The organism is Streptomyces sp. NBC_01723 (genome assembly GCF_036246005.1).
In the GTDB taxonomy this organism is placed as follows: Bacteria; Actinomycetota; Actinomycetes; order Streptomycetales; family Streptomycetaceae; genus Streptomyces.
Map to the genome: position 1 here is coordinate 15,557 of NZ_CP109172.1, position 20,410 is coordinate 35,966.

Sequence of the window (20,410 nt, forward strand, 5' to 3'; positions counted from 1 at the left end):
GGCTGGCCGCTTCGACAATGCGGCGCCTTTCGGATGGTGGGAGGGTGCCGTACTCGTGAAGGAGGGTGTCCTCAAGGTGGTCACCGATCGCTGTCGCCACCTGCGGTCTCCGGTTCGCTGGGGTTCAGGCTGATCAGAGTGTGCAGTTCGGCGAGAGAACCGCTGCCGAGGGGGACGGCGCCTCCGTCGGGACCGGACAGTTCGGTTCGGGCGGGCATGTCGAGGCCGTTGAGTTTCGCGCGGCGGTCCATCAACCGGAGGACGGTGTCGACGGCCCGCATGTCGATCTCTTCGCCGACGACGTCGCCTTCCTTGTTGCGGATCGGCTTCGCGGTGGTGGCTGCGGGCCAGGCGGCTTCGAGGAGGGCGTCGAGGCGTTCGTTCTCTTGCTGCCGGTAGATGCTGACTTCGGCGGCTTCTTCGTCGCGGTGGGCTTCGAGGGCGCGTTTGAGGTCGCTGCGGGCGGTGGCGGCGCTGTTGTAGCCGAGGTTGAGGATGCGTTCGTCGTCGTAGCGGATGCCTTGACGGCGGAGTTTGAGGAGGGCGGTGCGGCGTACGGCGATTTCGTCTTGCTTGAGTTTGGACCAGGGCATGGCGGTCGGGGCTCCCGCTCGGGTGGGTGTGTGGTTGTGGGCCCCGCGCCTACTGGGATGATCGCTGATTTTTGGTGGGGTGTTCCCTCTGCCTCTGGGATGGGGGCGGCCCCGCAGCTGGGGGTGGTGGCTGCGGGGCCGGGGGCTGGGGGGTGTGGCACGGCCCGGTTGGTCCGGCGGCGCGGGGGTGCTACCGGGTCCTTCCGGGCCGTGCAGTTCTGAGTGTGGGGCACAGATCGGGGTTTGTCTGAGACGCATTCCCCTGGGGTGTGCGTGAGCCCCCGGGCGGTGGTCCGGGGGCTGGTCGCTTCGGTCGCTGCGCTAGTCGGGGAGCCGGCCGAGGGCGTAGGTGCCGCGTTCGCGGCCGCAGTCGGCGCCGCGGTGGATGAGTTCCTTGCGGGTCATGGCGCTGAGGGTGTTGTCGAAGGTGGATCCGGTGACGCCGGAGACCCGGCTGAGGGTTTCCCGGGTGACGTAGATGGTCTCGAGTCCGGCGGGGTCGGCGAAGCTGTGGAGGGCGTCGAGGAGGCGTTGCTGGGCAGTCGCCGGCTTGGCAGGGGCTTCTGAGGGTGGGGCGCCGGGGTCGTCTGGGAGTTGCGGCTGACGCAGGGCAGCGTCGGCTTCCTTCCTGCGCGCTATGTAGTCCTTGATCCTGACGGACAGCAAGAACCACTCGGTTTTACCGACGCGGTCCGAGTCGAAGTGGGCGTGGAGTGCGTTCTCGAGCCTGCTGTCCCCGTTCAGCAGGAGAGCAGCGTTGCTCCTTCGCAGGGACAGGGCGCCGACGCGGGCTGTGATGTTGGTGCTGACTCCGATCTTGACTCGGTCTCCGTTGGTCATGAAGTAGACGACTGAAGGGTGGGATGGCTGCCCCCAGACGTTGTCGGGTGCAACCGCAGCCTTGTCGATGTCCAGGTCTGAGGCGGTGCTGGTGCCGATCGCGTTGGAGTACAGCCGGTCTGTGATGTTCTGCGAAAGCATCACGGCGTGCTGGCGGCAGATGGGGAGCGGCTCGTGGATGAAGGGGGTCTGGATGCAGCGGAGCACGGCGCAGAGGTTCAGGTTCACGGCTTCTCCGATGCCTACTTGGGGAGCTGGTTGCGGGTGTGGGCCCACACGCCGCGGGTGTTGGTGTTCACGGTCCGCTGGTCCTGGACGACGGTGCCGCTGTAGTGCTGGTGGATGACGGGCGGCGCTGCTTGGACGACTTCCTTGGCGCGGCGGACGAGGCGGGTCAGGGCGAAGATCGGGACGGCGAGGCCGATGGGGGCTCCGGCGCCGACGGCGAGGGCTACGGGGTCTGCGTTGCCGAGGACGTAGATGACGAGGGCGGTGGCGCCGCCGAGGGGGATTGAGGCGACGCCGGCGGAGAGGATGAGGGCGCTGGCGTCGGTGGCCCGCTGGGACATGGGGGTGCGGCCCGGCTGGGCGATGGGGAGGGCGTTGCCGATGGCGGGCACGGGCGTCTCGTCTCGGAAGCGGGTGGGGGTGGTCATGGCGTCTTCGACGGCGGCGATGAGGCGCTGCGCCTGGTCGTTGATGGCGGGGGCCGGGGCGGTGGTCTGGGTGGGGTCGGGAAGGGCGGTGGTCTGGGTGGGGTCGGGAAGGCTGGCGTTCATCGGGTGGGGTTCCTTTGGGGGCGGCGGGCAGGCGGTGGGAGACAGAGAACGCCCCCGGGTACGACCCGGGGGCGTTCCTGGTCGCTGGTTGGTTCAGTCGGTGTCGTCGTCGGAGACGCTGCCGGACGACTCGGCGAAGTAGATGGCTGCGAAGCGCACTGCTGAGTGCTCGCTGAGCCCGGCTTTCTTCAGGCCGTCGATCAGCTCAGCCATGTGGGCCATCGCCTGGTCCATCGGCGTCATCTTCAGGTCCGGGAACTCGTCCGGCTGCATCAGGAACCCCATCACCGCTGTTGGTTGCCGCGTAGGTTCCATCATCGCCCTTGACGAGCTTGTCTTGCAGCCCCAGGCGGGCGCACAGGTCGCGGAAGGTGCGGTCGGATTTGTCGTATCCGGCCTTGACCATGAGGGGGTACACCTCGGACGGCTTGGCGGGTTTGCCGAGGGACGCGAAGAGTTCGACGGCGAGCTGGTCGTGGGTCTTGGGGGCGACGCGGGTCTTGGCGAGTTCGATCGCGGCGTCCTGGGCGGCGACCCGCTCGAGTTCGTCGTCGTCGAGCATGGCTTCGGTCAGGCGGGGGATTTCGGTGGCGGTGCCGCGGGCTTCGATGGGGTAGCCGTCGTCGTCGACCGCGTTGCCGAGGAGGATGTCGACCGAGGTGGGCTTGGGCCAGGACTGGTAGAGCTCCCACACGGATTCGTGCATGCGGTCGGGTCCGACGTTGCCGTAGGCGTCGCCGCGGAGGTTGGGGATGCATCGGGCCCAGCGCTGGCCGTAGGCGAGGCCGGCGGCGCGGGCGGAGACTTCGTCGAGGGTGGGGCGGCTGCTGGACAGCTGGCGGGCGGCGTCCATGAACAGGGTCTGCATGCGCTGGTGGTCGCTGCTGCCGGCGGTGAAGGCTTCGGCCATGGTGGCGTACGCCTTGGCGGGGGCGGGCTGGAAGGGGCCCTTGGTGGCGCTCATGTAGACGACGGTGCCGGGGTCGGTGAAGATCGCCATGTCGGGGGCGCCGTATCCGGGGAAGAGCATGTCGAGCTCGGAGGCGTTGTTGGTGCGGAGTCCGATACGGCCGGGGGTGAGTTCGTCCATGGCGGCGGTGATGTAGTCGCGGGTTGCGCGCAGGCCGGTGTTGGAGACACGGACGTTGACGGAGCGGCCTTCTTCGATGATGAAGTCGATGCCCTCGAGGACGTCGTCGGGCATGGATTTGGTCTCGTCGACTCGGATGTGGATGGCGGGGATTTCGGGGCGTGCGGGCAGGTTGTCGATGTCCTCGTCTTCGAGGAGGTCGGAGTACTCGGTCTTCCGGGCGGCGATGATCTGGCGGGCGGCGCGGACCATGAGGCGGCATTCGTCTTCGGTGGTGGCGGGCCAGTCGATGAGGGGGACGCCGATGCCGTGCCGCAGGTAGGGGTTGATGAAGACGGCGGACATTTTCGCGGAGGTGTCCATGTCCCAGACGAGGCCGTCGATGCAGCGGACCAGGCCGAGACCGAGGGTCTTCATGAGGGCGGTCTTGCCTGAGCCCTGGGCGCCGATCGCGATGAACCCTTCGTCCTTGAGGTTGAGGGCGGCTTCCTGGCCGGTGCCGATGACGCCGAACCCGACAGGCTTGTTGATGCTGGTGGGGGCGAGGCTGGGGTAGGGGATGGCGCCGGACATCATGTTCTTGCGGGTGATGGCGATGAAGACGACGTTGCGGGGGATCTCGGGCCCGCCGGCGGAGAAGGCGACGCCGCCGCCCTTGGGGAGGTGGAGAGCTCCGGCGAGTTCCGCCTCGTAGCCGCGGAGGGCGTCGATGTTGAGGTGGGCGGGGAGGGTGACCTTGACGGTTTCGCCGGCTCCGGACGGCCAGCGGTCGACGATGGGATCTGCGACAGCGTTCTCGATGCCGCAGATGTCGTAGAGGAGCTGCGCCCAGCCCTGCTGGGCTTTGGCGATCTCCTCGCCGTCGGCGAGACGCCGGTCGAGCTCGGCTTCGGCTTCGCGGGTTTCTTCGCCCCACTTGTCCATGCCGATGTTCACGGCGGCGCCGGTCCCCCAGATGGTGGTGCCGATGGCCATGGTGGTGAGGGTGGGCTGGGTGGCGAGGGCGTAGGACAGCCAGCCGGTGGTGGCCAGCCAGGTCGTGGCGCGGGCGACGAGGACGCGCCGCCAGGAGCCGCGGGCCTTCTCGTAGAGGACGGCTGCGCCGGTGCAGAGGACTCCGGTGGCGGCGCCGGCCTGCCAGGGGATGTCGGCGAGGGGGGCGACGAGGGCGCTGGCGCAGGCGAGTTCGGCTCCCCAGGAGGTGAGGCGGCCGGGGGTGACGGCGTCGCGGCTGAAGTCCCAGCGCTTCTCGGCAGGGGTGATCGTTTCGAGGGCGGTGGGGGTGTCGGTGCTGGTCTTGGGCATGGGTCTCTCCTTCCTGGGGTTGGGGTCTAGCCCTGCCGGCCGGTGTTGACGTCCCACTTGGACTCGGCCTTGGCGCCCTTGCGGGGCTTGGCGTTGAGCTTCAGTTCACGGGCGTGAGCCCGCTGGGCTGCCTTGATGGCCTTGCGGAGCTCGGCGGCGACGTTCTTCACCTTGGACGCAGTCGCAAGGACGGTGTCATCGACGACGGACTCGGTGGGCCAGGAGCGGGTCATGCGCCGGTACAGCTTGGTGACGGAGTCGGCGACGACCTCGACTCCCCCAGCGGCTCCGGCGACCTCGGACAGGCAGTTGACCATGTGGCCGCGGTCGAAGCCCTTCATCAGGTTGACGAGCTGCTTGGTGGAGGCGCCGGAGGCGGGGACGAGCTTGCTGCCGCCCTGGCCACTGCCGGCGGGCAGGGCGAGGCGCTGCTGCCCGGACGCGGTGATCGCGGCGCGGAGCTTTGCGGCGTCGAGGGTGCCGGCGGCGTTGCGGATGTTCCACCGTTCCTCGCCGAGGCGGGGCGCCATTACGCGGGCGATGTCCTCGCGGTGGGCCTGCACGAACACGATGAGGATCGTGTCGGCCATGCGGGCGGCGGTGAGCGCGGCGACTGCGGCGTTGTTGAGGTGCTTGATCACGGACGGGTGGAGGGGGGCGGTCTTCTGAAGGGCGTTCGCTGCTTCGCGGACGGCGAGGGCCAGGTTGCGGCACATGGCGGGGATCCCGGCAAGTTCGATGACGTGGTCGGCCATGTCGGCGTCGGAATCGTGGTGGAGGCCGTTCGCGAGCTGTTCGGCCATGGCGACGAGGAGCCGGTAGGCGGTGGTGCCGCGTACCTCGATCTGCCGTGCGACTGCCACGCCGGCCGCGATGGTGCCTGCGGGTGCGGTGGTGGCGATGGGGTAGGTCACGGGGGTGCTCCTTCGCTGCTCTGTTGATGCCGCGAGCGCGAGCATCTGCTCCTGATGGCCGAGCTGTAGGTCGATCCAGTGGTTCTCGTAGCGGATCCGTTCGGCCTTGACCTTGATGGGGTCGCCCATCGTTCCGTCGCGGGCCGCGTCGCGTTCGGCCTGCTTGCCGGCGGCGATGGCCTGTCGGCGGCGCTTCTTCTCCCGCTGCGCTTTGACGAGGGCGATGCGGTCTTCGTCGATGACTTCGCCGTCGATGACGTCGTCGGGGGCGTGGTCGGGCTTGGGGGGCAGGCCGTCATCGACGATTTCGGCGTCGAAGATCTCGTCTCCGGTGTGGCCGCCGTCGTTGGGGGTGATGGGGGCGAGGCCGTCGCGGGCGGTGGAGGACGTGGTGTCGTCGCCGCCGCCGCGGTTCTTCTGGTGCCGCCCCTTCCGGTCGGTGTTCGCCTTGGGCGTCTTGTCCTTGTGGCCGCGGCCGCGCCAGCGCCGGTCGTCGGGGTAGTCCCCGCGGTGGTCCTTGCGGTTCTTCGGCGTCTTCTGCTCCTTGGCGGCCTTTCCGGCGTGGTCGGTGCCGTGCTTGTCCTTGCCCGGCTTCGGGGTCTTGTCCTTGGTGCCGCGGTTCTTGAACTTGTCGGCGAGGCTCTTGCCGGCCTTGGACAGCTTGTCGGCGACGGGGTCCTTGACCTTGGGCTTGCGGTTCTTCCCGCCCCCGCCGAGACCGGAGCCGCTGCCTGCCCCGTTTCCGCGGCCCTTGCCGGAGCCGGGGCCGTTCGGAGACTTGTGACGGCTGGAGCCTCCACCACCGTTGTTGGGGGACCGGTGCCGGCCGCCAGTGCCGCCTCCGGAGCCGTTGCTGCGCCCGCGGCCGCCTCCCCCGCCGGATCCGGACCGGTCACGACGGGACTTCGACCCCTCGAAGCCGCCGCTGTTGGCGTCGTTGTTGGTGTTGTCGTCGTGTTCGCGGCGGCGGGCCCGCCACATGGAGGCGGCGACGAGGACGGGCAGTGCGGTGCCGCCGACGATGGCTCCGAAGGGGCCGGCGACGAGGAAGCCGATGCCGATCGCAGCGGTTTCGCCGCTCACACTGTGTGAGATTGCGGCGTATCCGTTTCGGAGCGTGTTGTCGTTCTTGTTCTGGTTTGTGCGGGGGGCGGGGCGGGGCGGGGAAGGGTTGCGGGGCTGCTGGACGACCACGAGGGGGCCCTGGCTGGTGTTTCCGCTTCCGCCCCGCCCCGCCCCGCCACCACTGGTGTCACTGAGCGTAGCGGCGTTGGTGTTGTTCGAGGGGGTCGGATCGATGGAGAACGTGGTGTCTGCGCTCACCTCCTTCACTTCCTTTCTCAGGCCGTCTTCTCGGACTTCGGGTTCTGGGCTGCGGCGAACAGCTGCTGGGCTGTCTTGAGGCGGTCGTATGCGGTGGTCTGCTTCAGCCCGAAGTGCTCCTCGATCCACTTCAGGGAGACCGCTTCGGCGTCGTTCGCTTCGACCATGCGGGCGAGGACCGCTTCGACTTCGGCCTGCTTCTTCGCCCTGGGCCCGGTGATGGCGGACACCGAAGTCGAAGCCGAACCCGAAGCGGCATCCGGCTTCGGGGCGGAAGCCGTGCCCGTGGCCGAAGCTGAAACCGAAGCGGTGGAGGCTTGGGCGGCGATGCGCTGGGCGCGCTCGCGGGCCTGCGTCTCGCGGCGGATGCGGTCGTCTTCTGCCTGCTGCTCCCGGGCCTGGCGTGCGATGTCTGCCTGGATGCGGGCCTGCTCGGCAGCGCGCTGCTGGCGCTTCAGTTCGGCTTCGGCTTCGGCCTGCTGCTGCTCGCGGGCGATGGAAGCGAGCTTCGCTTCGGTTTCGGCTACGAGCAGTCGCCCCGCTTCGGCTTCGGCTCGCTGCTTCGCTTCGACTTCGAGCCGGGCTACTTCGGCTGCCGCTTCGGCTTCGGCTCGGGCACGCGCTTCGGCCGCTTCGGCTTCGGCTACTTCGGCCCGCCGCTTCGCTTCGGTTTCGGCCTTGCGGAGTTCGGCCTGGTGCTTCGCTTCGGCTTCGGCTTCGGCCTTCGCCCTGGCTTCGGCTGCACGGTTCGCTTCGGCGTCGGCCTGCTTGCGGGCTTCGCGGTGGGGGCGGTCGATGGCGTCTTGGACGCTCATGCCGTCGGCGGTGAGGCGGAGGACGAGGAGTTGGTCGGCGGTCGCCTTGCGGCGCCAGCCGCGCCCGTGTTCCTTGCGGAGCTGTGCGCGGTAGATGCGGCGCTCCCGCTCGAGGTCGACGACCTTGTCCCAGGAGCGGATGCCCCACAGGCGCTGCCGGCGCCAGAGGATGAAGGTGCCGGCTGGGTTGAGGAGCCACCGGGTGATCGGGGGGCTTTCGATGTGCTTGTCGGCGGTGATGTCGGCGATGCGGCCGATGGCGTGACGGGCGGCTTCGACGGCGACGACGAAGAGGACGGGAATGACGGCGTGCATGCCGACGCCGAGCCAGTCGGGCCAGGCGGCGGCGGCGTTGAAGGCGATGGTGGCGGCGGTGAGGAGCCATGCCCCGTGGCGGAGGAGGGGGTAGGGCATGCGTAGCCAGGTGAGGAGGAGGTCGAGGGCGAGGAAGGCGATGATGCCTGCGTCGATGGCGATGGGGAACGCTTGGGCGAATTTGCCGAAGCCCTTGGCGGTGGCGAGGTCGGTGACGGCGTTGTAGGAGCCGATGAAGCCGAGGGTGGCGATGGTGAGGACGCCGGCGGCGACAATCGCGATGAGGATCTTCTGGGCTCGGGTCAGGGGCTTCCCCGGCGCGGTGGGCGCGAGGGTGCCGTCCTCGGTGGGGCGGTTCGGCTCGTGGCCGGCCGGGGTGGGGTTCACGGGGATCGGTGTCCTCTCTGGGTGTCGGTGGGGCGACGGGTGGTCAGGCGGCGGGGGTGAGGTCGTTGGGCGGGGTGGGCTTCTGCTTGTTGCGGGTTCGGAGGTCGTGCAGGTCGATGTCGACGAGGTTGATGAGGGAGTCGAAGTCGGCGCCCGGCCAGTTGGTGCTGTCGTTGCCGTGGGCCTGGGCGAACTCGTGTCCGGTCATTGGGCTGCTCCTTTGCAGCGGGCGGGCGGTGGTTGCTGGTCTTGCTGGGGACCGATCGCCGTGGGGGTGGTCGGCGATCGGCCTCCGGCAGGGCCAGAGGGGTGGGGCCCGGCCTGTCGGCTCGGACCGGGCCCCGGTCTGTGGTCAGTCGCCGACCATGTCGCGGTACTCGTCGGTCATCTCGGGGACGATCCGGAGCAGGGTGGCGGCGCGGAGCAGCAGGGCCTCCCGGGCGGCGCCCTCCACCTCGGAGGTTTCGGCGAGGAGGGTGCTGGCGGTCTTGAGGTCGTCGTCTCCGTTGATGTGGGCCTGGTCGAAGTTGTCGGCGGCGTAGTCGAGGTGGTGGGTGAACTCGCCGAGGTTGGTGGCGGGAGTCTCCATCTCGGCGACGTAGGCGATGTTGTCGGCGTGCTGGTGGATGAGGCTGTCGAGGGTGATCGTGGCGGTGGTCATCGCGGTGTCCTTACTGGTCGAGGGCGGCGTTGGCGTTGGAGGTGGGGGTGCGCAGTTTCCGGTCGTTGAGGTAGGCGGCGGAGGCGGCGAGCTCGCTCTGGTGGGCTGCGCGCTTCTGCGCTTCGAACGGCAGCGTTCGGAGGGTGGGGCTGGTGTCCGCGTTGAACAGCCGGGCGATCAGCAGGGCGGCGGCGCCGACGATGTCCTGGGCGTCGGGGTCCCCGGCGAGGGCGACTCCCCAGACCTGGATGTCGTTGACGCTGAGGCGTCGGTGGGCGAGGTTGCGGAATGCGGTGACGATGAGGTCCATGTCGGAGTCGCCGATCTCGGCGAGCTTGTCGAGGACGTCACCCAACTCTGTGCCGGTGATCGGGGGGACGGCGTTGTCGCCGGCGTGGACGTGCATCACAGCTCCCCGTCCCAGTCGTTGCTGTCCTCGCGGAGGATCTGCTCCTTCGGGGCGGGCTCGGTGACGAGGTCGAACGCGTGGACGGCTTTCCGCGGGTCATGTGCGGCGAGGTCCATCAGGTAGTCGGTGTCGAGGCCGATGCAGTACTCCTCAAAGTCCTGCTCCACGACCGGGTCCAGGACGGCGTCGGCCGGGAGCTCGATGTCCTTGGTCGCCTCCGTGAACGCCCGCGCGGCGGCCAGGGCCTTCGTCGCAATCTCAAGGTCGCGGGCGGACAGGGAGGCTTCGCCGGCGAACTCGCCGGTCGGGCCGAGGAGGATGATCCGGCCTGCGGTGTCGGTGTCGTCGGACAGGCCGAGGAGCTGCTCCATGAACGCCATGAGGCGGAGGTCGTTCTCGTTGGGCTCGTCGCGGTTCATCAGGCCACCGCCTTCAGGACGCGGTCGGATCCGGTCCAGGTGGCGCCGGTGTAGTGCTCGGTGCCGGCGTGGAGGTCGCGGATGAGGATCGCGAAGCGGGCGGCGTTGCGGCGGAGGATGCGGCGGGCTTCGGCGAGGTCGGTGATGACGGCGCGGACCTCGTAGATACCGGACGCGTTGTCGTACACGGTGCCGGGGGTCCTCGGGCCGATCTGCTGGACGGTGACCCGGCGCAGCGCCTCGTCGGCCTGCGTGGTGCGCGTGGTGGTGGCGACGGTGGTTCGGATACGGTTCTGCATGGCAGACGCTCCTGTTGAGGCTGGTAGCGATCTGTCGGGTCCTTCGGGGCCCCTGAGCGGCCTGGGTGTGCAACCACCCAGGCCGTTTGGCGTTTCCAGGAGCTTCCGTCGTTGCCGACGAACACCAATATAGACTAGTCTCGTCTCGATGCAAGACTAGTATCGATAAATGTTCCCTTGGACTAGACTCCGACGCAGATGACTACTCCCGACGGTGCGGGTAGTTCACGACGAACGAGAGGAGGCAGACATGCCGAAGAAGCCTGGGTCCGCAGAGATCGCCGCGGAGCTGCGACGTCAGATTCAGGACGGAACCCTGCGGCCCGGCGACGAAGTACCGAGCTACAACCAGATCAAGGCCCAGTACCAGGTAGCCCACGCAACAGCAGCTCGCGCGTACCGGACTCTGAAGCTGGAAGGGCTCATCCTTTCCCGGCCGGGCGCCAAGATGATCGTGGCGTCGCCGGCCAGCACTGGAATCGGCGCCCGGGTTGCGTTGCATGCAAGCACCGGCAGCGCCTTGGGGGACGGCGAGTCCTCACGCATTCTGGAAGTGGGGACCGTCGGTGCGGACGCCCTCGTCGCGCACAGGCTGGACGTGCCCCCAGGCACTCCGGTTCAGATGCGTCGGCGAGTCGTAAGCCGAGGCAGCATGCCCGTCCACCTGAGCAGCAGCTACTACCCGGCTTACGTGGTCGCGGTGACTCCTGAGCTGACGGAACCGGTGTCGACCGGAGCCTCACGGGAGCTCGCAGCGGCACGGCTGGGCGTTGCCCAGGACGAGGTCCTTGAGGAAGTCACCAGCCGGCACGCCACGGCCGCGGAGAAGGACGCTCTTGGCCTGACCGCGGGCGAGGTGGTCGTGACGCAGGTGGTTCGTACAGTAACGCTGGAGGATGGTCGAATCGTTGAGGTGGCCGTGAAGGTCGCCGAAGGATCGACGATCCTGCGTTGGACCACGTCGCTTCGACCTCAGGAGTAAAACCGTTATACGGCCGACCGCACCAGCGGCACGGCCGGCCGCCCTACCGACGCTGACCTGCGAAATCTCCGTCGGCAGGGAATCCCCACTAGGAGATCCGCCATGACTCTATCCTGGCTTCCCTTGGAGGGAAGTAATCAGCTCGGGGTGCGCCCGTGACCGAGCGCACGGACCCCGCCTACATCTCGTTCACCGACGCCGCAGACCTCCTGGTCAGACGGGGAATCGTCGGCTCCATGACCCCCCGCGGTCTACGCCATATGGCGACCGCCAGGAACGGCAAGACGACGCCTGCCAAGCAGCGCTGGCCGTTCGGCGACGGACCCGGCCAGGAGCCGTACCTGGTGGCGGGCAGGACACGCATGATGCGCACCGCTCGCCTTCTGAAGTACCTGGAGCGGTTCCCGCCCAAGGGCCGCGGCCCCGACCGAGGGGAACGAACCCCTCGAGAAGCGGAAGCATGACCGCGATACGGGCTCTGGGATCGCAGCCCCAGTGCCCGGAAACGCAGAACGGCCGGCCTTCGAGGAGGTTCGCAGCTACCTCGGGCCGACCGCTCAAGCACTACAGCGGGTTGCACCCCGCTGCCACTGGCCCCACTCGTGAAAGTTAGGTCCACCTATGACTCTACCCGGAAGCACTCCGCGGTCCACGAGCTCCCCCAACCAGATGCTGGTCGACACCAGGCGCGCGGTGGCTGGAACGCTACGGCGAGCTAGGCCGTCCACGTTCGTCTTCGTTGAGCGATGCGTGCTTGATGACCCCCGCCTTTCCCTTGCGGCGAAGGGCCTCTTCGCCGTGGTCGCTGCTTGGGAGGAAGGGCACAGCTCTCCGACCGATGAGTCTGTAGCTCCGCTGCTGGATGAACTGGTGGCTGCCGGATATGCGGCGGTCGGTGATGACGGCGAGGTAGCCGTGGGCTTGGCCGCAGAGGGGGACGATGAGGGCCAGGCAGTCCCACGGACCGTACCTGCGCCGCAGACGGGCACAGAAGACAACGGGTGGGCCTACGCCATCAGCGACGCTTCCGGTGCCCACGTCAAGATTGGATGTTCTCAGAACGTCGCCCGGCGGCTGAAGGTCCTCCAGACTGGGTATCCCACTGCTCTTCGCGTGCTATGGCAGGGCGCTGGCGGAGCATCCATGGAGGCTCACCTGCACGCGCGTTTCGCGCGCCGACGCATCCGTGGCGAGTGGTTCGACTTCGCGGGTGTTGACGCACTAAAGCTGATCACCAAGGCAGCATCCGGCTTCCGTGGAGTTGCCAAATGAGCGTTGAGCACATGGCGATGGTCTTTGCCGCGGAGGGCCTGGACGGCGGCGAGAAGCTGCTTCTCCTGGCGTACACGAACTACACCGACCCGAACGGCTACTGCTGGCCGAGCGAGCAGCGCCTAGCGGACGACTGCGGAACATCGGTGAGCACCGTGGCACGCCAGAAGCGCAGCCTGAAGGGGAAGAAGCTGCTGGCTTCGGTCCGTCGTATCAATCCGAGAACTGGAGAGCCGATCTCGAACCTGTCTCGGGTGAATCTGCCGTTGCTGGCGTCGATGCGCCGGCCGGACCGGAAGTACGACGACAACCTGATGCAGCAGATCACGTTCGACGAGAACGACGGGTCTGACCTGCTGAAATGTCATTCTGACGGGTACCCCCTGCCAGATCGACAGGTACCCCCCTCCAAAATGACAGGTACCCCCTGTCAAAGTGACAGCCAATCCCTTACTGATCCACCAAGAGAACCCGTAGAGATCCCTGTGGACGGGCGTAGCCCTGCAACCTCAGGTAGTAGGGCTGCGCGTGCTGGCGGCTCCGCCGCGTCCGGCAACAGCAAGCCCACCTTCTCCCGAGAGCAGCGCCGCCAGTACGACGCGTTCGTAGCGGCTCTGCCCGCACCGCTGAAGGCTCTGGTGCCGAACGGCCTGCCGAAGCCTCTCGTGGACGCTGTACTGGCTGCTACGGACTACAGCAGCAGCGAGGGCAGGACGGTGGAGCAGCTGGTCGAGTACCGGCTGATGCCGAAGTGGGATAAGCACTACTCCCGCCGAGACCAGGCTGGCCCGATTGAGAAGCCTGTCGGTGTGCTGGTGGCGATGCTGCGCCGCGACAACGAGTGCCAGGACCCGCGGTGCGACGAACGGACGAACGTCGACACCGGCCAGCCGTGCATCTCCTGTGAGCAGCGGGTCATTGGGAAGCGGGCGGAGCGGGCCGCAGCGGAGGCTGGCAGTGCTCCGGAGCCTGTTCCTGCACCGGAGCCGCGTCGGGAACCTGTCCAGCGTTCTGCCGCGCCTGTGCCGCCGCCTCGAGAAGCCGCGATCACCGAGGTGTCCGACCAGCAGCGGTCCCTGGCCCGTGCTGCTGTCCTTGCCAACCGCAGCAAGAACCGCGCCTCCCGGATGCCCAGATGAACCGGTCCCGCCGCCGACGCTAGCGCCCCGCGGGCGTCTCCAGGAGCTGCCTGGGGACGCCCGCCACGAGGGAACCCTCCACGGTTCCCACGCCAGACTGAACCCACCGTCCCACTCCGACCGGAGACCACCATGACCGACCAGACCACCCTCGAACAGGCCGCCGGCGCCGCCGCGTTGCGCGCGGCCGCCGACTTCTACGAGCGGGTGCTGAACGAGTCCCTCGACCCCGGCAGCGACCCGCGGTACTGCACGGCAGTCCGGGACATCGCGATGGGGCTGCGGCGCCGGGCCGACGAAACGGCTGGCAAGTCCTGCGCGCACTGCGATGAGCCCGTCACCCGCGTGACCGGCACGCTCGCAGCCTGGTGGGTCCACGCCCCGGGCGGCAATACCGTCTGCGACCCGCAGCACGCGGCGAGCAGTACCCGCGCCACCCCCGAGCGTGTGAAGCACTCCGGCCCGGACGCCGAGTTCTGCGTGCTGTGCCTGTCCGGTGAGCACGAGCGCGTGGACGAAAAGCCCGCCGAGACCGAGGCTGTCGACAGCGGGCCGCTGCTCTTCTGGAACGAAACGGCTGGCGTCACCTACCAGGACGGGCGGATCACCCTCCACGTCGACCAAGCGGTAAACCTTGCCCAGGCCGTGCCCGCTGGCATCCTGATTCTTCAGCCGTCCGCCGCCGAGACGCTTCGGAAGGCCCTCACGAAGGCGCTCGCAGAAGCCCACGCTCCGCGCTGCCCGCACTGCGGTGAGAACCTCGCCGACTACGACACGGACGCCTACGTGTATCGGGCTGGTGACGAACGGCCGTACTGCTCAAGCGAGTGTGTAGTGGCCGCCTACCAGGCCGCCGGGGCGCGGCAGGACGGGGCCTGACCGTCTGTCGGTGTCCTCGGGTCTGCGGGCCCGGGGGCGGCGAGGCAACGGCCGGCGCGCACCGCGGGACGATGAAACCACGCCCCTCGCCCCAAGGAGCCCCCATGATTCAGCCCGACGGTGACGACTACTACGCCACCACCCACGTCTACCGCCGCGGAACCCTTGACTGGGCATGGGAGGTCAGACTCCTCCAGTCGCCCCTCAAGCACCGGCAAATGGACCTGGACGAGGACTACGGATCCCGGATGACGGAGAAGGCGGCCAAGCGGAAGGCCGACCGGGTAGCTCAGCGGATGATGCGCGCGGCCGCGTCCTGGTCGAGCCGCACCTACAAGGCTGAGGAGAGCCGACCGTGACCGAACAGAAACTGGAGACGGGACACAGCATGAGCAGCCTGGTGAAATGGCTACACGCACAGTTCAACTGGGACGCTGCCGTCGCACGGTGTGCCTGCCACCTCGATGAGGGACAGTGGCGGCAGGACGATCCGCAGCGCTTCCAAGGGCTGATCGTGGACGACCGCAATGAGACAGTTGTGCGGGATGAGGGCATGCTGTCGGAGCAGCGCGCTCGCCACGTTGCCCTGCACGATCCGGCGCGGGTCTTGAGAGAGATAGACGTCAAGCGGCAGATCGTCCGGCAGGCGTTCGAGCATGCTGCGACGATCGACGGCGAGTGGGGCTGCTGCCACGACGCGGAAGCGATCGAAGCTGGGTACTGCGAGGAGCAGCGGCCGAACGACCTGCGGTTGCTGCGGCTGCTCGCATTGCCCTACGCGGACCGGGCCGGCTACCGCGAGGAGTGGCGACCATGACCGACCGGTGCGGAGGGCTGACAACCGGCCCTTCCACTCCCAACCCGTCATACGCATTGCATTGCCATGTGTATGACGGTACGGTGGTTCGTGTCAGGGGGCACCGCCCGAACTCCCAGAACGACCGGTGCCCCCATCCATCCCAACCGTGGCCGGGCCTGGCCCATCATCCCCGACCCGAACAGGACCCCAACACCCCATGCCCGGCCACGATCTGACCCGTTTCTACGCCCTCCTGCCCCTCCTCACCGCCCTCGCAGCACTCGAACCAGCGGGCGCCAACGCCGTACTTACCGCACTCGGCATCCTCGCCGCCTTCCACCAGCTCCGCTGACCGCAGGGAACACGCGCGGCAGACGGGCGCACGGTAGAAACCAGCACACCGTCAGGAGACACCCCGATGCCCGTCAACGAATACCCGTACCTGCCGCCCGCCTGCCGACAGGGCCGCTGCAACCACGAACCCAACCGCTGCTGCTCCTACCGGTCCCGCCGCTGTCTGTCCGGCGAATGCGCCCACGCCCAACAGAACCTCTCCTGCGGCGTCTACGGCCCGACCGTGAACAGCGAGACCAGCCGGTGACCATCCCGAACCCGATGGGCTGCGCCCGGTGCGGCATTGACCAGCGCGGCCACGCCATCCAGGCCAGCGCCGACGGCGTCCACACCTGGCAGCAGCCCACCACGGAGCAGATCAAGCAGCGCATGAACGTCCGGCGCGAAACCAAGCAGGCCGAGAAGCTCGCCCGGAAGCTGGACGAAGTCTGACAGGTCGGCGCGTCCTCGAACCTGCGGACCCGAGGACGCTGGGGCCACAGCCGTCCGGCTACGCCCCTTCGTCGGCCTGCAAGGCCAGCGCGATCGTCTGACCCCCGGTCAGGATCGTCTGCGCATCATCCGGACACGGCGAGCCCTGAATGCCCGCGTTCTCGTCCTCGAGGCACTCATGCTCCGTGTACGCGTCGACCGCCGCGTTGACCTTCCCGATCTCCGCCACCGTCCGCGGATACTCGGCGGTCCCGCCAGCCTCGTTCACGGCCTGCTCCAGCTCCCCCACCACCAGCGCGATGTCCGTGAGGTGGGTGGCGCAGGCTTTGTCGCCGACCTGGTTGCAGACGGCGTCCTTGCCGTCGGTGGCCGCCGCGAGTTTCGGCCCCCACTCGCCGGCCAGCCCGGCGGCCGTGGAGGACTTGCCCGGGTCGGGCTTCCCGTCCCCTCCCCCGTCCCCGCTCGAGCAGCCGACGGTGAGCACGGCCAGGAGCAGAACAGCAGCAGCGGTGGTGGTGGTGCGGTGCATGGTGGTCCCCCCAGGGATGGTGATCGCTGCGGGCATCATCCGCGCGCAGCCCCACACCGCGGGGGAAAGTCGCCGATCTGTGACGCTCACGCCTCCGTCCACGGCGGCGCGTGCGGCGTGCACACCGTCCCGCAGTTCCAGCACTCGAAGTCGTCGACCTGGTACTTCTGCGTCCACCAGGGACATGACCGGCTCACCCCAGTCCGCGCCGCACCAGCCGCACTCGAACGCGAAGTTCACCCTGCGCCCCCTTCGTCCCTCGAACTCAGCGTCCCAGAACCTTCCCTGTAGGAGAATGCCGTCATGCCCGCCCGAACGTCGAAAGCCCTCGACACCTGGTCCGCGCTGAACGACCGCCAGCAGGGCACCCTCGCCGTCCTCTACGACCTCGACCAGGCCGCCGAGACCGGACGGCGTCAGGACGCGGCCCGCGGCGTGTACGACAGCCGGCCCGCGGACGCGTGGCGGTCCATCGACTTCGCGCACGAGCCCGCCATGCGGGACGTGTTCGGCTGGACCAGCTTGCAGGAACGGCTGATGTGGCACGGCTGGGACAACCAGGGCAACGGCTCCACCATGGCCGCATTGGAGCGCCGCGGCCTGATCACCCGCGATGTCCGGCCCACCCAGTGGGGCTACATGCGGACCGTCCGACTGACCCGCGAAGGACGTGCTGCCGCTCGTGCCGGCACCAGCCTCACCCCGGGCGGCCCCCGCAAGGCAGCGCTCGGCCGCCGATCCTGGGAAGTCCTCGCCCTACTCTGGGCGGCCGACCAGCGTGGGGAATACTTGAAGTGGAGCTACTCGGTCACGATCGAACGCGCCCTGATCGACAAGCATGTTCCGCCCCTCGCCAGGAACCGGACCGGCTACGACGGGTACGAGATCACCGACCGGGGCCGGGACTTCTACCGCGAGCACTACGCCGCCCACACCACTGCGCACCCTGACGTGCGCGCACCCCACCCCGACGGCGCCCACGCCGACCCCTGGCCCACCGAAGCCGACGGACTCCTCACCGCGCACCGCGCGCTGTACCGGGCGCTGCTCGCCGCATGGAAGAACGCCTCCGCTGAACAGCAGCAGGCCGAGAAGGAAGCCTCAGAACCACTACCGAAGATGCCGGCCGCTCTCCCCGCTGCGGCCGTCGCACTGGCCGAAGAACGACACAAGGTATGGAGCGACACCGCCCAACAGCGAGCCGCGCTCGCCGCCGAACACGCCGAAGACCTCCGAATCCGAACCGAACACGCCGCACGCGGGTACGCCGCTGCCGCTCTCACCGCCCACCGTGCGGCAGTCTCACAGACAAACCCCCTCGACAGCCTGACGCCGGCAGCACCGGACATCGAGGATTGGGACGAACCTCCACTGCTGGCGCCAGCAGAGACCGGCATCCACGCGATCGACGCCGAAGCGACGAAGCTGCACGCGGCGGCCGTGGGCAAGCCGCTGAAGCGGCGCGGTCCCGCCCCGACGCGGCGTACCCGGCGTGGGAACGTCCGCATCACCGGCAAGCCGGCGGCCGAGCCCGGCGCCGCGTTGTACGAACTCGCCGACTACCTTCGTGGACATGTGGCCAGCGGTCAACTGCTGCGTCGCCTCCACCCAGCCGGCAGCTCCGCGCAGTAGCTACACGGGCGTTCCGTGGCCGGCCTCCCGAGGGTTCCCCGTCGGCCGGGTCAGCCCGTCATCCTCCTTCACCCGCCGTTCGGGCTCCGGCTCGTCCAGCTCGTAGTTCTCCCGGCAGTCCTCGCACCGCGGCTCCCCCGATCGCGCGTCGACCACCTTCCGTTTGGGACACTCCCCGTCTCCGCCACCAGCGCAGTCCTGATCCCAGATCGACCCCATACGGTCGACCGTGCGTCGCATTCAGGCAGGCGGGGAGCGCGCTCGCAGGGGCGCACCGGCGTACAGGGCCGACACGACGCCTCAGCATCCGCCAACCACCCCACCAGCACATCCGCATGCGGAAGACCGGCCCCCGCCCACACCCCCACTCGACCGCGCCCCCTCGCAGATGACCGCCGAAGCCGCGGCCGCAATCCGGGCACTGACGGCAGGTCCTTCAGGGCGCGTCTGACGGGCGTTCACCGCCCTGGCGGGGCAGCATGGGAGTGCCGTCCCCTGCCACGGGGATAGCGCCCGTAGAGCGCCCCCATGACCCGCTCCATACCGGCGAGGGGAAACGCTGGTCGACCGCCCCCGGGACATCCGCCCGGGGGCGTCGTCACGTCTGCACGTCGTCGTCTGCGGTCGGCAGCTGACTGTGACCCTCCCACCAAGGGTTCGACCACCCACAAACCCCGCAGCTGTACCGGCCGTTCACTCCGGCGATCTCTGTGCCGCACTGCCCGCACTGCGTGTGCGTGATCTGCTGCCCGTCCAGGAATGCGGCCGCCGCGGCAGCCGTCTCCGCAGATGGCATCGGCACGGGGGGTGTCTGCTTCCTCGTCACTCGTCCGACCCTACGCGCGCGGACGGGGCGTTCCCAGAGATCGGCCCGCACAAGGGGCATGCCCACGAGCCGTCAGAGCCTTGCTGCGCCTGGCTGCCACACTTCGGACAGTTCACGTGCTGTCACCCCTCCCCGTGCCGGTTCCAGCATGAACCCGGTGGGCGGCAGGCGGTAGATGCCGGTCGTGGGGCGTCCCGATAGTGGCCTCCTTCAACCCGTCATACGCATTGCTATGTCATGCGTAACTGGGTATGGTGGAACCCTCCAAGCCCCCGACCGCACAGCCAAGGGGAAAACACCGCCAGAACAGCAGCACACTCACCACCACACCAGGGAGCAGCCCATGGACACGACCCCCACGCGCCGCCCCCCAGGCCCGACCGTGCACAAGGAGCACCACATGGCCACCTACGAGTTCGAGGCCGCCCCCTACACGGAGCTCAAAAAGGGCGACCGTGTGAAGACCGCGAACGAGTACCACGGCCAATTCGTCGACTGGCACTGGCGGATCTTCCCCGTCGACCACATCAAATGGCTTCGCCCCGACCGCACCGCACTCATGCTCTACCTCACCCAGCCCATGCCGTGCGGCGACCGCTTCGCCCTCATCACCGGACGCGCCACCATCGAAGCCGGCACCCGCCGCATCGTCAGGGAGATCACCATGCCCCGCTACGAAGTCCGCACCCTCAACACCGACCCCAACCCCAACCCGGCCCCGTTCCACGGCCAGGAATTCCAGCCCGTCCACTACATCCACGACACCCAGACCGACCGGCCCCTGTTCGGCAGCTACACCGATCGCTCCGACGCCGACGACCGCTGCAACAAGCTCAACAACCGCACCTGAACCACCGGGAGAGACACCATGCGCGGCCACGACAAGATTCACAGCCTCATCCCCGACCTCGACCCCGCCACCCGGGCCGAACTCGACAAGCAGCTCACCATCCTCGAAGCCGACACCGTGCAGGCCGTCCTCCAGAACGTCGAGACACACGCCGGCGACCACACCGCGAAAACCATCCGCAACGACTGCTACCCGCACCTCGACGCCATGCTCCGCGGCGACACCCCGGCCCCTGCACCCGACTTCGACGTCGAGGCGTTCAACGCGGCCGCCCGGACCGAAGCCGGCCGCCTCTGCACGTGCAACCACTACCGCGACAAGCACGCCCGGGACTTCGTCCTGGAAGGGAAGCCGATCCGCTGCTGGTCGTGCGACTGCATGGCCTTCACCGACAGCGCGCACTGACTGCCACCCCTGCTCCTCCGGCCCGTTTCGGGCCGGGGGATGCCGTCCCTCGAACGGCGGCACACTCACCACCACACCCCAACCCGGGAGCCGACCCCATGACCCTGGTGACCCGAGACCCCGCCACCGGCCTCCGACACAGCGGCATCCGCCACCCCAACA

At 68.5% G+C, this 20,410-nt stretch carries 25 protein-coding genes; 13 read left to right on the forward strand and 12 right to left on the reverse strand.

Translation table 11 applies throughout. The features are described from left to right. Nucleotides 1-80: 80 nt before the first annotated feature. The 11 genes from OIE75_RS40820 to OIE75_RS40870 form a co-directional block, all read right to left on the reverse strand. Nucleotides 81-593 carry a hypothetical protein gene (locus OIE75_RS40820; protein WP_329474261.1) on the reverse strand — a complete coding sequence of 171 codons (513 nt, stop codon included), beginning with the start codon at nt 591-593 and terminating at the stop codon, nt 81-83. A gap of 321 nt (nt 594-914) precedes the next feature. Further along, complete coding sequence (locus OIE75_RS40825) at nt 915-1,661, reverse strand: GIY-YIG nuclease family protein (RefSeq protein WP_329474262.1); 747 nt, start codon at nt 1,659-1,661, stop codon at nt 915-917. A 14-nt stretch (nt 1,662-1,675) separates the two neighbouring features. Further along, nucleotides 1,676-2,212, reverse strand: a complete 537-nt coding sequence (locus tag OIE75_RS40830; RefSeq protein WP_329474263.1) for a hypothetical protein — start codon at nt 2,210-2,212, stop codon at nt 1,676-1,678. A gap of 205 nt (nt 2,213-2,417) precedes the next feature. Then, nucleotides 2,418-4,607 (reverse strand): hypothetical protein, encoded by a 2,190-nt coding sequence (locus OIE75_RS40835; protein ID WP_329474264.1) that lies wholly within the window; start codon nt 4,605-4,607, stop codon nt 2,418-2,420. Nucleotides 4,608-4,633: 26 nt separating this feature from the next. Then, the gene (locus tag OIE75_RS40840; RefSeq protein ID WP_329474266.1) at nt 4,634-6,604 is read right to left on the reverse strand and encodes a hypothetical protein; all 1,971 of its coding nucleotides are present in this window, start codon (nt 6,602-6,604) and stop codon (nt 4,634-4,636) included. A 257-nt stretch (nt 6,605-6,861) separates the two neighbouring features. Beyond that, nucleotides 6,862-8,361 carry a DUF2637 domain-containing protein gene (locus OIE75_RS40845; protein ID WP_329474267.1) on the reverse strand — a complete coding sequence of 500 codons (1,500 nt, stop codon included), beginning with the start codon at nt 8,359-8,361 and terminating at the stop codon, nt 6,862-6,864. 43 nt (nt 8,362-8,404) lie between these two features. Then, nucleotides 8,405-8,569, reverse strand: coding sequence for a hypothetical protein (locus OIE75_RS40850; RefSeq protein ID WP_329474268.1), 165 nt, complete (start codon nt 8,567-8,569; stop codon nt 8,405-8,407). Between the two features lie 144 nt (nt 8,570-8,713). Continuing rightward, nucleotides 8,714-9,022 (reverse strand): hypothetical protein, encoded by a 309-nt coding sequence (locus OIE75_RS40855; RefSeq protein WP_329474269.1) that lies wholly within the window; start codon nt 9,020-9,022, stop codon nt 8,714-8,716. Nucleotides 9,023-9,032: 10 nt separating this feature from the next. Further along, nucleotides 9,033-9,428, reverse strand: a complete 396-nt coding sequence (locus tag OIE75_RS40860) for a hypothetical protein (RefSeq protein WP_329474270.1) — start codon at nt 9,426-9,428, stop codon at nt 9,033-9,035. Further along, a complete protein-coding gene (locus OIE75_RS40865) occupies nt 9,428-9,850 on the reverse strand; it encodes a hypothetical protein (RefSeq protein ID WP_329474271.1) in 423 nt (140 codons plus the stop codon). The genes OIE75_RS40860 and OIE75_RS40865 overlap by 1 nt, the downstream gene beginning before the upstream one ends. Beyond that, entirely contained in the window at nt 9,850-10,149 is a 300-nt protein-coding gene (locus OIE75_RS40870; RefSeq protein WP_329474272.1) for a hypothetical protein, read from the reverse strand. Before OIE75_RS40870 ends, OIE75_RS40865 begins: the two co-directional genes overlap by 1 nt. 250 nt (nt 10,150-10,399) lie before the next feature. On the opposite strand from OIE75_RS40870, the gene OIE75_RS40875 reads away from it, so the two are divergent. From OIE75_RS40875 to OIE75_RS40920, 10 genes are all read left to right on the forward strand, one after another. Further along, nucleotides 10,400-11,131, forward strand: a complete 732-nt coding sequence (locus OIE75_RS40875) for a GntR family transcriptional regulator (protein ID WP_329474273.1) — start codon at nt 10,400-10,402, stop codon at nt 11,129-11,131. Nucleotides 11,132-11,286: 155 nt separating this feature from the next. Continuing rightward, on the forward strand, nt 11,287-11,595 hold the full coding sequence (locus OIE75_RS40880) for a hypothetical protein (RefSeq protein ID WP_329474274.1): 309 nt from the start codon (nt 11,287-11,289) through the stop codon (nt 11,593-11,595). A gap of 205 nt (nt 11,596-11,800) precedes the next feature. Further along, nucleotides 11,801-12,403: a GIY-YIG nuclease family protein gene (locus tag OIE75_RS40885; RefSeq protein WP_329474275.1), complete on the forward strand. Its 603-nt coding sequence runs from the start codon at nt 11,801-11,803 to the stop codon at nt 12,401-12,403. Then, nucleotides 12,400-13,542, forward strand: coding sequence for a helix-turn-helix domain-containing protein (locus tag OIE75_RS40890; RefSeq protein WP_329474276.1), 1,143 nt, complete (start codon nt 12,400-12,402; stop codon nt 13,540-13,542). The genes OIE75_RS40885 and OIE75_RS40890 overlap by 4 nt, the downstream gene beginning before the upstream one ends. 132 nt (nt 13,543-13,674) lie before the next feature. Further along, nucleotides 13,675-14,421: a hypothetical protein gene (locus OIE75_RS40895; RefSeq protein WP_329474277.1), complete on the forward strand. Its 747-nt coding sequence runs from the start codon at nt 13,675-13,677 to the stop codon at nt 14,419-14,421. A 104-nt stretch (nt 14,422-14,525) separates the two neighbouring features. After that, complete coding sequence (locus OIE75_RS40900; protein WP_329474278.1) at nt 14,526-14,780, forward strand: hypothetical protein; 255 nt, start codon at nt 14,526-14,528, stop codon at nt 14,778-14,780. After that, nucleotides 14,777-15,238, forward strand: coding sequence for a DUF6221 family protein (locus tag OIE75_RS40905; protein WP_329474279.1), 462 nt, complete (start codon nt 14,777-14,779; stop codon nt 15,236-15,238). Before OIE75_RS40900 ends, OIE75_RS40905 begins: the two co-directional genes overlap by 4 nt. Nucleotides 15,239-15,437: 199 nt before the next feature. Further along, complete coding sequence (locus OIE75_RS40910; RefSeq protein WP_329474280.1) at nt 15,438-15,572, forward strand: hypothetical protein; 135 nt, start codon at nt 15,438-15,440, stop codon at nt 15,570-15,572. Between the two features lie 66 nt (nt 15,573-15,638). Next, entirely contained in the window at nt 15,639-15,821 is a 183-nt protein-coding gene (locus OIE75_RS40915) for a hypothetical protein (RefSeq protein WP_329474281.1), read from the forward strand. After that, entirely contained in the window at nt 15,818-16,006 is a 189-nt protein-coding gene (locus tag OIE75_RS40920) for a hypothetical protein (RefSeq protein ID WP_329474282.1), read from the forward strand. Before OIE75_RS40915 ends, OIE75_RS40920 begins: the two co-directional genes overlap by 4 nt. A gap of 58 nt (nt 16,007-16,064) precedes the next feature. Here OIE75_RS40920 and OIE75_RS40925 read toward each other — a convergent pair whose 3' ends face one another. Continuing rightward, nucleotides 16,065-16,775 (reverse strand): hypothetical protein, encoded by a 711-nt coding sequence (locus OIE75_RS40925; RefSeq protein ID WP_329474283.1) that lies wholly within the window; start codon nt 16,773-16,775, stop codon nt 16,065-16,067. 63 nt (nt 16,776-16,838) lie between these two features. Between OIE75_RS40925 and OIE75_RS40930 the strand changes: the two genes are divergently transcribed. From OIE75_RS40930 to OIE75_RS40940, 3 genes are all read left to right on the forward strand, one after another. Then, on the forward strand, nt 16,839-18,167 hold the full coding sequence (locus OIE75_RS40930) for a hypothetical protein (protein WP_329474284.1): 1,329 nt from the start codon (nt 16,839-16,841) through the stop codon (nt 18,165-18,167). Between the two features lie 1,169 nt (nt 18,168-19,336). Next, complete coding sequence (locus OIE75_RS40935) at nt 19,337-19,843, forward strand: hypothetical protein (RefSeq protein WP_329474285.1); 507 nt, start codon at nt 19,337-19,339, stop codon at nt 19,841-19,843. 18 nt (nt 19,844-19,861) lie between these two features. Further along, complete coding sequence (locus OIE75_RS40940) at nt 19,862-20,248, forward strand: hypothetical protein (protein ID WP_329474286.1); 387 nt, start codon at nt 19,862-19,864, stop codon at nt 20,246-20,248. Nucleotides 20,249-20,410: the final 162 nt, after the last annotated feature.

Excerpts from the sequence above, each read along its gene's own strand:
- OIE75_RS40820 (WP_329474261.1), bottom strand. The coding sequence starts at position 593 with ATGCCCTGGTCCAAACTCAAGCAAGACGAAATCGCCGTACGCCGCACC.
- OIE75_RS40830 (WP_329474263.1), bottom strand. The coding sequence starts at position 2,212 with ATGAACGCCAGCCTTCCCGACCCCACCCAGACCACCGCCCTTCCCGAC.
- OIE75_RS40835 (WP_329474264.1), bottom strand. The coding sequence starts at position 4,607 with ATGCCCAAGACCAGCACCGACACCCCCACCGCCCTCGAAACGATCACC.
- OIE75_RS40850 (WP_329474268.1), bottom strand. The coding sequence starts at position 8,569 with ATGACCGGACACGAGTTCGCCCAGGCCCACGGCAACGACAGCACCAAC.
- OIE75_RS40855 (WP_329474269.1), bottom strand. The coding sequence starts at position 9,022 with ATGACCACCGCCACGATCACCCTCGACAGCCTCATCCACCAGCACGCC.
- OIE75_RS40860 (WP_329474270.1), bottom strand. The coding sequence starts at position 9,428 with ATGCACGTCCACGCCGGCGACAACGCCGTCCCCCCGATCACCGGCACA.
- OIE75_RS40865 (WP_329474271.1), bottom strand. The coding sequence starts at position 9,850 with ATGAACCGCGACGAGCCCAACGAGAACGACCTCCGCCTCATGGCGTTC.
- OIE75_RS40870 (WP_329474272.1), bottom strand. The coding sequence starts at position 10,149 with ATGCAGAACCGTATCCGAACCACCGTCGCCACCACCACGCGCACCACG.
- OIE75_RS40875 (WP_329474273.1), top strand. The coding sequence starts at position 10,400 with ATGCCGAAGAAGCCTGGGTCCGCAGAGATCGCCGCGGAGCTGCGACGT.
- OIE75_RS40885 (WP_329474275.1), top strand. The coding sequence starts at position 11,801 with ATGCTGGTCGACACCAGGCGCGCGGTGGCTGGAACGCTACGGCGAGCT.
- OIE75_RS40890 (WP_329474276.1), top strand. The coding sequence starts at position 12,400 with ATGAGCGTTGAGCACATGGCGATGGTCTTTGCCGCGGAGGGCCTGGAC.
- OIE75_RS40895 (WP_329474277.1), top strand. The coding sequence starts at position 13,675 with ATGACCGACCAGACCACCCTCGAACAGGCCGCCGGCGCCGCCGCGTTG.
- OIE75_RS40900 (WP_329474278.1), top strand. The coding sequence starts at position 14,526 with ATGATTCAGCCCGACGGTGACGACTACTACGCCACCACCCACGTCTAC.
- OIE75_RS40910 (WP_329474280.1), top strand. The coding sequence starts at position 15,438 with ATGCCCGGCCACGATCTGACCCGTTTCTACGCCCTCCTGCCCCTCCTC.
- OIE75_RS40915 (WP_329474281.1), top strand. The coding sequence starts at position 15,639 with ATGCCCGTCAACGAATACCCGTACCTGCCGCCCGCCTGCCGACAGGGC.
- OIE75_RS40930 (WP_329474284.1), top strand. The coding sequence starts at position 16,839 with ATGCCCGCCCGAACGTCGAAAGCCCTCGACACCTGGTCCGCGCTGAAC.
- OIE75_RS40935 (WP_329474285.1), top strand. The coding sequence starts at position 19,337 with ATGGACACGACCCCCACGCGCCGCCCCCCAGGCCCGACCGTGCACAAG.
- OIE75_RS40940 (WP_329474286.1), top strand. The coding sequence starts at position 19,862 with ATGCGCGGCCACGACAAGATTCACAGCCTCATCCCCGACCTCGACCCC.